General features: G+C 34.1%; 11 protein-coding genes. 1 reads left to right on the top strand and 10 read right to left on the bottom strand.

Annotated elements, in window-relative coordinates; genetic code table 11:
- Positions 1-19: 19 nt before the first annotated feature.
- On the bottom strand, positions 20-610 hold the full coding sequence (locus AC4CVH_RS08650) for a class I SAM-dependent DNA methyltransferase (protein ID WP_490787356.1): 591 nt from the start codon (positions 608-610) through the stop codon (positions 20-22).
- On the bottom strand, positions 600-1,139 hold the full coding sequence (locus tag AC4CVH_RS08655; RefSeq protein WP_490787357.1) for an ECF transporter S component: 540 nt from the start codon (positions 1,137-1,139) through the stop codon (positions 600-602). The genes AC4CVH_RS08650 and AC4CVH_RS08655 overlap by 11 nt, the downstream gene beginning before the upstream one ends.
- 181 nt (positions 1,140-1,320) lie before the next feature.
- Here AC4CVH_RS08655 and AC4CVH_RS08660 point away from each other — a divergent pair, with 181 nt between their 5' ends.
- Positions 1,321-2,094, top strand: coding sequence for an SDR family NAD(P)-dependent oxidoreductase (locus AC4CVH_RS08660; protein ID WP_490787358.1), 774 nt, complete (start codon positions 1,321-1,323; stop codon positions 2,092-2,094).
- A 67-nt stretch (positions 2,095-2,161) separates the two neighbouring features.
- Here the strand turns inward: AC4CVH_RS08660 and AC4CVH_RS08665 are convergent, their stop codons facing one another.
- The 8 genes from AC4CVH_RS08665 to AC4CVH_RS08700 all read right to left on the bottom strand — a co-directional run bounded on the left by AC4CVH_RS08665 (position 2,162) and on the right by AC4CVH_RS08700 (position 11,798).
- Entirely contained in the window at positions 2,162-3,109 is a 948-nt protein-coding gene (locus tag AC4CVH_RS08665; RefSeq protein WP_490787359.1) for an aminopeptidase, read from the bottom strand.
- A 12-nt stretch (positions 3,110-3,121) separates the two neighbouring features.
- The gene (locus AC4CVH_RS08670; RefSeq protein ID WP_490787360.1) at positions 3,122-4,738 is read right to left on the bottom strand and encodes an OPT/YSL family transporter; all 1,617 of its coding nucleotides are present in this window, start codon (positions 4,736-4,738) and stop codon (positions 3,122-3,124) included.
- 21 nt (positions 4,739-4,759) lie between these two features.
- The gene (locus tag AC4CVH_RS08675) at positions 4,760-6,271 is read right to left on the bottom strand and encodes an AroM family protein (protein ID WP_490787361.1); all 1,512 of its coding nucleotides are present in this window, start codon (positions 6,269-6,271) and stop codon (positions 4,760-4,762) included.
- A 2-nt stretch (positions 6,272-6,273) separates the two neighbouring features.
- On the bottom strand, positions 6,274-7,203 hold the full coding sequence (locus tag AC4CVH_RS08680) for a DUF1177 domain-containing protein (protein ID WP_490787362.1): 930 nt from the start codon (positions 7,201-7,203) through the stop codon (positions 6,274-6,276).
- 23 nt (positions 7,204-7,226) lie between these two features.
- On the bottom strand, positions 7,227-8,312 hold the full coding sequence (locus AC4CVH_RS08685) for an S-methyl thiohydantoin desulfurase domain-containing protein (protein ID WP_490787363.1): 1,086 nt from the start codon (positions 8,310-8,312) through the stop codon (positions 7,227-7,229).
- A 26-nt stretch (positions 8,313-8,338) separates the two neighbouring features.
- Positions 8,339-8,980 (bottom strand): aspartate/glutamate racemase family protein, encoded by a 642-nt coding sequence (locus tag AC4CVH_RS08690; protein WP_490787364.1) that lies wholly within the window; start codon positions 8,978-8,980, stop codon positions 8,339-8,341.
- Positions 8,981-9,212: 232 nt separating this feature from the next.
- Positions 9,213-10,808, bottom strand: coding sequence for a PucR family transcriptional regulator (locus AC4CVH_RS08695; RefSeq protein WP_490787365.1), 1,596 nt, complete (start codon positions 10,806-10,808; stop codon positions 9,213-9,215).
- Between the two features lie 123 nt (positions 10,809-10,931).
- The gene (locus AC4CVH_RS08700; protein WP_490787366.1) at positions 10,932-11,798 is read right to left on the bottom strand and encodes a DMT family transporter; all 867 of its coding nucleotides are present in this window, start codon (positions 11,796-11,798) and stop codon (positions 10,932-10,934) included.
- Positions 11,799-11,833: the final 35 nt, after the last annotated feature.

Genomic DNA, 11,833 nt, shown 5'->3' on the forward strand with positions numbered 1-11,833 from the left:
ATCATCAGGGACTTTTAGCTTATTTTTGAACTTCTGCTGAATAGATATAAAATTCCTCGTTGTCCTCTTTATAAAAAGTAACAAATCCCATTTTCTTCGCAAATTCAGCAAGCTTCTCTATTCCAACAAGCATACTTGAATCTACTTTTTTTTCCACTCCACGATGATTTGAATTTATAGTTTCCTTTCCTTCTACATGTGCTATTATGATTTTCCCATTTTGCCTTAACAAATCAAAGGACTTTTGGAAAAATTTCTTTTTGTCAATAAAATGAGGATAACATGAATATGCCATTATACAGTCATATTTATCATCTGAGTTATACTTGTAATAATCACTTATTTCAAAATCTAAATTTTTATATTTGTTTTTTTTCTTTGATATTGATATCATATTTTCAGAAACATCAAGCGCAGTTATTCTTCCTGTCTCTCCAACTTTATCCTCAATATATGGTATGAGAACTCCTGTACCACTTCCAATATCGAGCACATTATCCCCTTTTGATAAACCTGTGCTTTCAATTACATGTCTTATTTTCTCTTCTGGTTTGCAGCATATATCGTCCCAGCTTTCAGCCATTTGGTTAAAAAATTCTCTATTGTCCATTTTCAACTCCCCTTTTAATTAAATTTTTTTGAAGAACACTAACTACAATCGGTATAAATACAAGCTGAATTATGATACCTGGAATTCCAGTAACAAACAGTCCAGAAACAACATATTTGAAATCAAAAGGCTGTGCCATAATAATATGTAATATCAGAAATGTTCCTATCATACTCACTATTCTACCACCTATCATCCCCAAAATTAACGACGTATACATTCCTACACCTAATTTATTGTATAAAAATGATATCAAAAATGCATATGCAGCCAACTCAATTACCATGACATATAAATATGGTATGGGCGGCATACCAGTGAATAAAGAACTAAGTATTGGAGCTACTGCTCCAACCATGACTGAATACTTCGGTTGAAGTATAAATCCTCCAATCAAAACAGGAATATGCATTGGAAGAAAAATACTTCCCGCATTGTTTATTCCATGAAAGAAATACGGCAGTATCAATGCTATCGCAACAAGCACTGCCGCTCTGACCAATTGTATTAAATTTTTTCTGTTTTCCATACTAAAACCTCCCTGCAATAATTTATAATATTAAAACACATGCAACTATCATACCAATATAAGTAATAAGCTTTTATCTATAATCATCAGTTAAAACATGAAATCAATTTGAGAAATATCTCATATTGATAAAAATAATATTATCAATATGAGATATACTAAAAGTATGGAGGTATATAATATGAATCTACGCGACAAAAACATAATATTAACAGGAGCATCTTCTGGAATAGGAAGAGGACTTCTCAAAAAACTTGTAAGCTATAATACTAACATTATTGCAGTATCGAGAGATGCAAATAAAATTCCAAATTACAGTAAAAAAATAATTTCCTTTTCGTGCGACATATCAAAGCCCGATGAAATTGACAAACTTTTTGACTTTGCTGTTGAACAATTAAAAACCATAGATATTTTTATAGCAAACGCAGGATTTGCATACTGTGAAGAATTGACCGACCCAAATTGGAATCATAATAAAAAAATATACGACACAAATGTATTGTCTCCAATATATACTGCAGAAAAGATGAAAAACATAAACCAAAAAAATAAAGAGTATCTTGTGGTAATAACCTGCTCGGCAGTACACAATATTTCTCTTCCCGGATACTCTCTTTACTGTTCGACAAAAGCAGCACTGCATCAATTTGCAAAAACATACAGATACGAAATGAATAGCAATGGGAAAATACTACTTATATACCCAATAGCAACACACACCAATTTTTTCAGCAAGGCAGGAGGCAAAAAGGCTCCTGTACCAAAACCTGTACAGTCAGTTGAAAAAGCTGCGGACAATATAATACAGGGAATAGAAAAATCAAGGAAATCAATATATCCATCTGCTGTTTATCCAGTATCCGAGGTCCTAAACAGAATACTTCCTTTTTTGTATCCTCTATATGAAGGCATCCAATATAAAAAATTTAAAAAATGGCTTAAAACTAGATAAAAGATTAATCTGTATAACTTGCTTGAAGGTTATACAGATTAATCCTGTAAACAAATCTCTTAATATTTTATAAAAATTTTCCTTTGCTCAAAACAAGCACATCATCCAAATACAAATCCGGTTCAAGTATTATTCCATCCATATGGCAGTCAGCCTTTATATTTCCTCCAAAAGATGTATTTGTACCAAATGCTATATGAACTGTTCCATACACTTTCTCATCTTCAAGAATTATTCCCGTAATCCTTGCATTCATGTTGGTACCTATTCCAAGTTCACATACACTTGAATTGTTCTTGTTATTGAAAAGTACACCTAGTTTATCCGCATCTTTTCCTTTAAGCTCAACAAGCACGCCCTTTTCTATTTTGACATGAAGAGGTTCAGACAGTTTTCCAACTCCCACCATGCTTCCGTCAATAATCATTTCACCTTCCGTGGTTCCCTCAACCGGTGCTATAAAACCTTCACCAGATGGAAGATTTCCAGAGGTTCCCGGTTTCTTATAGACACCTGTACTTGCCACTCCATTCCTGTTTTCAAGATTCAACTTCAAAGTGCAGTTGTCTTTTACAATCTTAGCAGTTTTGGCTTTTGTAAGAAGATCGGTTATTTTCAAAGTAAGCTCCTCAACCTTGCCATAATCCGCTGTAATTGCACCATTTGAAAACATTTCCTCAGTTATTCCAGGCATTGTTCCAATTCTCGCACCATTTTTTACAGCATTTATTTTTGCATTTGTATGGGTGAGAGATGCATTTGTAGCACATACAACCACATCAGCATTTTTCATGGCTTCCGCAACTACAGATGGCGGTTCCTCTCCACTTACACTTCTCGACTTCATTACCATTAGAACTGCCTCTCCAGCTTTATTTTGTGCCTCGCTGAATAAAGCCTCACCTATGTTCTTTTTAACTTCATCTGTAACAACAAGAACACTTTCATCTTTATCAACTCCAAGGCAGTCCTCAATTATTATTTTACTTCCTTTTAACAAATCCAACAAAATCACCTTTTCTAAGTATTATTTTTTCAACTTGAACATTGAATTGAAAAAGCTGTATAAAGCATCACCCGCAATTACACCTGCCGCAAAAATACTCATTGCAGCTTCTGCCTCTTTTCCTTTTGTCTTTATTACAATACTTCTTATCAAAATACCAACAAGTACTGCCCAACATGCATTAGGAGATGTTATAAGAAGTCCCGTTGCAAACATAATTCCAAGCTGTCTGCTTGGTCCGCCTACAAGCTGAAGAACAATTCCTGGAACCATCCATATAAGAAGTTGTTTTGCAACCTCAGGAGATGCACCTGCTTCTATAGTAGAAACATATACTTTATCAACAGGTGGAAGAAGATTTTGTGCAAAATAGCCTTTATAACTTAGAAGAACAACTATAACTGCTACACAAAACGCAAATATTCCTGCTATATACTGATGCTTTCTTCCAAGAATTTCATATTCCTTATCTTTACCATTTCCTCTAAGTATATATCCTGCCTTGAGATCATAACCCATGTCAGCAAATGCAGGACCTGTAGCAGCACTAAAGCCTGCAAGAATAGCAAGTGCCAGAGGTGGAAATCCGACAAGCATACCTATAGTCAAAGTTATAAATGCAATTGCAAATGCAGGAAACCATCCTGAATGCATTGATGCAATTCCTACCAGAAGTTCATGAACAAAAGCCGCTACGGCTGCATAAATTATAAATCCTATAAGCATTCCAGGTGACATTTTTGTAAAAAGCCCACTTGCAAGAGCTATAAGTGCCGCCACTATAAGATATGCCACATATCCAAGTACAAATGTACGTTTAAAATGTGATATTGAACGGGTATAATGTCCTTCTTTCTCATTTGACCCATCCAGAGTTTTTTTCTGGCTGTTTAAAATTACTACAAAAATCTGAATTATTGCAATAATTCCAGCTCCTATCATAAGCCCATGTGGTATGTATAACTTATCTACATTAATACCAAACAGACTGCCTGAATATTGTCTGCATAGAAGACCAACTCCAAACATGAACAGTGCCCATATATTACCTATAAACGATATTCCGAAAGCTGACATTGACACATTCATATAAGAACCAATCAACCCTACAACTGCACCTACTCCAAGAAGTCCGGCTTTCTTTCCTCCTTCGTCACCTGCTATAATTGATTGCGCAGTGGCTACCCCTGGAGGCCATGCCCCCTCAGCTGGAAATATTTTTGAATCGTACATGTTATACAAAACAGTTGCATCTATAAACATTGCAGCAGCAGTTCCCAAAAGCATCGGTATTACAAGATCAGGTTTTCCTATGAGAAACGGTATTCCAATAGGTATCATAAGGCTATTGGCAGCTCCAAAGGTAGCAGATGATATGGATGTCTGCACAATATTTTGCCTGTGGATTGACTTGAATTTGTTAAATATAGACACGGGAAGCCTTGCTATAAGCATTGCTATAAGTGCACCTATAATTGATGTATTTGGTGTAACTCCGAGTGTTGTAACAAGCTGCATTCCAATAATTGCTCCAAGAATTGCACACAATAAATTTACTATAAAAGCAGAAGGTTCAAATATACTAGGGTGTATTTTTTTTCCTTCTTTGTTTCTTTCAATATGTTCATTCATATCCATTTTTTTAGCCCCCAATCATTTTTATAATATTTCAGCTATTATCCTTGATATAAGTGTCCTTGGAAGAATAACTGATTTTCCAGTAATAGATTTTACTTTTTCTTTCATCTCCATTGTATATCCTATACAATCCATAAAAATAAGTTTTACATTCTTTTTCTTTAAATTTGAAGCAGCTCTTTTTATATTTTCAATGTCACCGTAGGGAGATGCAGCTTCAAGCTCAACTTCTACTCCATTTTCACCCCACCATTTTTTCATCTGCTCGAACTGATCCGAACTTGGTACTATAGCTCCTACTTTTTCGCCCTCCATAAGCTTAGACACCAATGGCTGAAGAACTTTTTGCGGCTTTATCAGTATCCCATGACTCTCAAAAGGAGGGAACTTACCTGTACAGGCTAAAAGTATCGTCTGTATTCCTCTTTTTTCCAGCTTGTTTATACATTTCTGAAGGAGCTCAAGTATATATTTTTCTGCTATTTTGACCTGTGAACCATCTCTCATTCTTGTAACAAGTACAGCATCTTCAATTCCAGGTTTAAACTTTTCATTTACCTCGTCAAGTGTAAAATCATCAAGGGCGCCGGCTTCGAATATTCGAACCCCGTCTCCAAGAACCTTTTGGATCTCAGGTACCAAATCCACTCTTGGAGACTGACCTATTGTAATTACACCAATTTTAGATTCATCAGTAGGAACCAGTTCTCCTGACTTATATCCGCATCCGATATGTCTGCCGCAACTTACACAACCTGAAGAGCATTCTTGTAAAGATTCTGAACTTCCAGATAATTCAATCTTATTTTCTTTTATAGGCTTAATAATATTTATTATTTTATCGACTTCAGAATCGCTGCCCCATATGTCAAGTGTTGTACTTCCACTAGCCTCGCCTACACCGCCAGCTCCTATTGCCTGACATTCTACATCAGCAAGGTACTTGACAGCCTCAATTTCCGTGATTACCTCTCCTTTTATAGGCAGAAGTCCCACAGACATCCCCCACGACAGATTCTTTCCTTTCCTACCCGTTTTTTTTATTATATCTTCAATATCTCCTGGAATCATCTTTTCTATACCTACGGGTATTAAAACCGGAACACCCTCTGAATAAATTGCATTCAGAGCCATTCCTATATTTCCTCCTCCGCCGCTTCCAGCCATCATAGCAGCATTGTAATTAGAATCAACAGCATTGGCACTGCATATAAACAGGTCATCTTTTCCAAGCTTTAAAAATTCATCATTTATGCAATTATCGATATTTCTAAATAATTTGTTTTCCAAAAGTACTGTATGAGGATTTTTATCCTCATTTAAACCTGACACAGTACCTCTTCCCGTTATTCTCCCACTTATTCTGAGTTTTTTGTCAATCAGAATTTCAGATATTTTTGATACAGTGGTACCTCCTTTCAGAACAACCCTGCCGTCTTTGAGCGAATTCTTTAAAAGAGGATGTTCACATATTCCTAAGGCAATAAGCTGTTTAGACTCTTCCACCAAAAGCGAGACTTGAACTTTCTTCATTTTCATTCCCCTTTGCCTTTAAATTTTTCAAGGCTTCCATAAAGATTCAATATTTCTTTAAACTCTTCCTCATCATAAAAGCTGCACTTTCCTTTTCCAAAGTCTTTTGCAACTTCAATTGCAAATCTTCCTGTTTCTTCTACATCAATCTCGTGAGTTGCACCTGAAGCACATCCTGCTACAACAGTTTCCGTTGTAATTGCAACACCAACTACAGGAACAGACGTTGCAGTACAAGGCTGAAGTATACTGTTCAAATGATAAAGTCCATTCCCATAAGGAGTTATATCCTGTTGTGATATAGGAAATACATTTGGAAGCTTTCCCGTAGTTCTTATCATTATATCAAGAAGGTTGTCACTTACTTTTAATATATATCCGTCCTTGACAGTATTTGATATTGCAAAGCCTCGTGTGTTTATAATCTTGTTTCCCTTTGTAGTATCAATTGAAATTATTGCATCCACATCATCCACTACCTCAAGCTTGTTCATTACATCCATGCTTACAGGAGAATCCATAAATGGTGCTGGTTCATGCTTTCTTGTAGGTGCATCAGGACAAATATGCGTAGTAATATACACATCTCCTTCCAGCTGATCTCCTTTTTTCTTCATTTCAGATAGTTTAAGTGCTGCTGACAATGCTGTAAGTGCTCCATCTCCATCTGACACAAAACCTGTAACCTCAGGTCTCGCACCAATTCCACCAAGTCTACCTATTATACCTAAAGTAGGTGCTGAACCACCTGAGCTCTTCCCATGGATTCCTTTTATAAATACTTTTATAAAATCTGTACTTCCTTTTTCAGAACCCACCTTTTCAACAGAAACATCATCTGCTCCTCTTTGTTTCAGGTAATCTGCAACTTCTTTTCCATTAGCATCTTTTTTATCCAATAACTCGTACATATCCATTACTTGTTTAAGCATATAAATCATCTCTTCCTTCCAATTTAAAAATTATATTTTATCATTTCCTTAGAAATTACATTTTCAACTTCTTTAAATAGAGCCTTATCGTACATACCTTTTCCCAGCTTGAGATACTTCCTGTCAATTTTTATAAGTTTGACATTATCCCCCTGCCTTATTTGTGCGCTTGATTTTACATCACCTGTATTAAGATCCAGCGTCACTATGAGATCCGGAAATGTTGCTATTCTCTTTCCATCCATCTCTGCAGTCATGTATTCATTCCAAAAGTCCACATCAACTGTAGTTCCTACCGATTTAATGCTGATTTTTCCAAGATCAAATCCACCCTTTGTTACAAGTTCGCATTTTGAAACAATACCTTCAGCTAAAACTTCAACTTCCATTATTTTGGATATTTCATCAACTATTCTGTCAGCATCACCTCTAAATTTCAGAAAAGCCCCTCCAATTTCAATAGCATCTTTAATTCCACCTGCTGCTGCATTTTCTCTAACAAATTTTCCACTAACCTCGTTTCTTAGTACAGTTACAAGACCTCCAGCTTCAACCGACGCCATTCTTACCATACTGGAAGTACTTTCGATGCTTCCATACGCTGAAATTTCCAAATACTTGTCTCTTGGTCCTCCTACAGCTACTTGAAGCGTTTTAAAGGATTTATCCATGCTAAGTCCCATACTTCCCATTTTTCCAGTAGGATGAGCCCTTCCATTACATGGAGCATCAACTATCGGTATTCCTGTGCTTGCTGACAATATCCATCCATTTGTTGTTGAGTGGCCTCCGTTTTCATTTGTTATAATTCCTGATATTTTGTGTTTTGAATTTTTTTCATAAATTTCGTATGCCCTTTTACAGTCATCTGCAGTCACAGAACTTTCTTTGGATGCAGGAGATCCTACTGCAGAAGCTGTTATTATAAAGTCATCATCACAAATAAATTTAGATGGAACAATATATATATCTCCTATCTCAATAGCTTCTTCAGCAGTTTTCATACCTTTTTCAAGAGATCCTCCGCCTCCACCTCCAAGAAATGCTCCTCCAAGTACAGCTGCCCGAGCCATATCAATGTCAAGCTTTGTCTTGCATTTTTCATTCATTTTAAAATCACCCCAATTCTACACTTTTAAAATAAATCCTTAAGATAAGCACCCTCTGAATATACCGGATCAACAACCTCGATTCCAATTTTCTCTGTTAGCATCTCAGATACTCCGGCAGTGGACATTCCTGTACATGCCAGTGCTATTACATCAACTCCAGAATCTTTCATATCCTGTCCTGCTTTAACAACCGACAGTTTGCCTTCTTCTGTCTGAAGATCATTTGTATTGTATATATTCTGAGGTCTTATGTACTTTACAAGCTTGTCGCCTAAAACTTCTTCAAATACTTTAGGTGCCTTTTCTTCTATTCCAATGACGCCTACCTTATTCCCATATTTCATACTGCGCCTCGCTGTAGGTTCTCCTGCACCTGTAACAGGTATCTCAAGTATCTGTTTTAGTTCGGATACAGCCGGATCCCCTGCACAGCTTACAACCAGTCCATTGAATTTATTTTGAATCTGTTTTGCAATTTTTATAATTTTCGGATAAGCAACCTTATAAGAAAGCTCGTCATGTATTCCCTCGGGTTGATTCTCTATGCAAAAGCTTTCACTTTCAAATTCATCAAAATACTTTTCCAAAAGTTTTCCATGAAGATCGGCTAAGTTCTTATCCTTTAATGTAACAACTCTGATTACACCTATCCTGAATCTTTGCACACTAATCCCTCCAATGCCCTTTTTATATAAATTTCCTCTAAAAATATATGATATCTAATTATTGTAGCCATTAAATTAGAATAATATTTTTAATGATGTATTAATAATATGCTTTACTTTTTTTATAATTATTGCATTATATGCTTAAATATTATCATTATTTAATTATTTAATCCACGTTAACATTTCACATTTATTTTTGTATTTTATTGTGCTTTTTGTACAATGAAATTTATTTTATGATATCATGTATTACAAGTGCAAGTTGAATATATAGCCTGTCATTATAATTATCCAGTTTTTTGTTAAGTATATCTTCTATTTTACTTAATCTTGCTTTTAAAGTATTCCTATGAATAAACAATCTCTTTGAGCAAAGAAGATTATTGCCATTGCTTTCGAAATATACTCTGAGAGTGTTCAAATAATCAACATTACGCTTTTTATCATATTCTACAAGCAAATTTAAGTGTTTTTCATGAAAATAAATCAGTGACTCCATTGAAATATTTTCTTTTAAGAAAGCATATAATTCTACATCATTATAATGCTTTACAGAAATTCCTGTTTTCAAATTTGCAATATCAAGTGCCATAAGCGCCTGGTTATATCCTATATCAAGCCCTTTCAAAGGGTAAAATCCATTTCCTATACCGCAATGGACTACTTTCTTATATACTGCATTCAATTCCTCCGATATCCTGGTACATACATTGATCATATAATTCTTTTCATTTTTTCCTGGAATATCACTGCAATCAATTAATATAATTATTTTTTCTATTTTACATGTTATAATTCCGCTGCAATTATATTCCCTCAGGCATCTTTTAACAATATTTATCAAATTTATATAATTGTAATCAAGGTTCTCTATTTCAATTTTTTCTATAGTCATTACTGCAACAAAATATCTTTTATTTAAATCCCACTGTATACTTCTCGCAAGATTCCTCACTACATCTTTATTTTTTGTATTTCCAAGCAAAACATTATAAATTATATCGCCTCTGGTTCTTATTTCCGTCTCAACTTCAATTTTTTTCTTTAAATTTTCTATACAAATATTTGTAGCAGTCATTTCAAGATATATCTTAAAATATTCTTCATCATCTTCTATATCAATACAAATTATATAACCATAACTTATATCTTTTACTTTTACAGGAGTCGCAAGAATGTTAACTCCTTCAATTCGTATCTTTCTTGAAATATTTATTTTATATGAGGAGAGCTTAGGTATAATTTTTTCTTTAAAAGAAGATATTCGTTTATGGTCTCCACTCTTCTCAAGTACATTGAAATTATTGTCTAGAAGTAATATATCCTTCTTTATCTCTTTATTTATCATATTTATAATAGATTTGGAACCTTTTGAAAGGAGTATCAATTTGTCGAGTTGATTATGTATTCTATTGGTTTTGTCAATTATATAAGATTGATTTTTTAATACCATACCAAGAACAAGATTTATAACATCGATATATGCTATTTCCTTAGGAAGCTGAATTATTGGGAAATTTTTCTTGTTGGCAATTTCCACAACATAATCCGGAATTTCATCAATAAACCGTCCAACTTTTATTCCAAGTGCAGCTATGCCAGCTTCAATAAAAGCAAGGATATATTTCTCCTGAACTTTTTTATTATCTTTCATCAAATAACCTGTTGTAAGAAGAAATGTCCCTTTTCTAAGCCATTTTTTAATGTCTGGTACTTCTGCGACATCTACATACTTAATTTCATTGTCAAGTCCACCTTTTCCAGCTATCAATCTAGCATTCTCAAAAAGTTTTGTTTTCATTATTGTATTTAATGTTATCTTCATTTCACATCATTTCCCCTAAGTTAAATAAATTTTACGAAAAACAATTCTAATAATATTCTGCATTTTCTTGCATTTATAGATTTTAATTATATATATATTATAGTAAATAATCAACACAATGCATCAAATTGCATCAAGATTGCTATCATCTGGAATCAAGATTGAAATCAAAACCATTATACAACCAACAAGAATCTTCAAAGAAAGATTTTCTCCCAATATAAAATATGAAAAAATACATGCTGTTATACTTTCAAAAGACATAATAATTCCAGCTATACCTGGTGAAATAATTTTCTGTCCCTTTAGCTGAAGCAAAAATCCTATTCCGAGCTCAAATACTCCACAATAAAAAGTCCCAAATAAAGCTTTTTCGCTGATACTTTCTGGAAACGTCTCTAATAAAAACGCTGCCGCAACTGCAAAAATACAGCATGTTACAATCTGAATAGTATGAATTCCCACGGAGGATACTTTCTTTGGAATTTCGTCAATCTTTATAATATAAAATGTATAAATCACTCCTGACAAGAGGCATAATAGATCGCCGGGGCCTATTTTAAAGCCATTGTCAAGAGTAATAAAACCAATTCCAGACATACAGATAAATGCAGCAATTATATCTCTTGATTTAATTTTTTTATCTTTCCAAAAAAATTGTACAAATGGAATCAATATCACATATATATTGGTAATAAACGCACTTTTCCCGGCAGTCGTCATGTTAATTCCTTCACTCTGAAAAAACATGGCACAAAAAAGAATACCTCCTAAAATTATTCCATTTTTTATATTTGCTTTTGAAAATTTATTCAGGCTTTTAAAACAAAATAAAATCATAAAAACGGATGCAAATATAAACCTTATTGCAAGATTCCAAATTGGAGTCAGTGACTCCATTGAATCCTTTACAACCGCAAAAGAACTTCCCCATATTAAACTGCAGATTACAAGATATACAGTTCCTCTAATTTTAATATTTTTATCCATATTTCATTATTTCCTTTCTAAAAAATCAGGACCAT

Source organism: Clostridium pabulibutyricum (assembly GCF_058242705.1).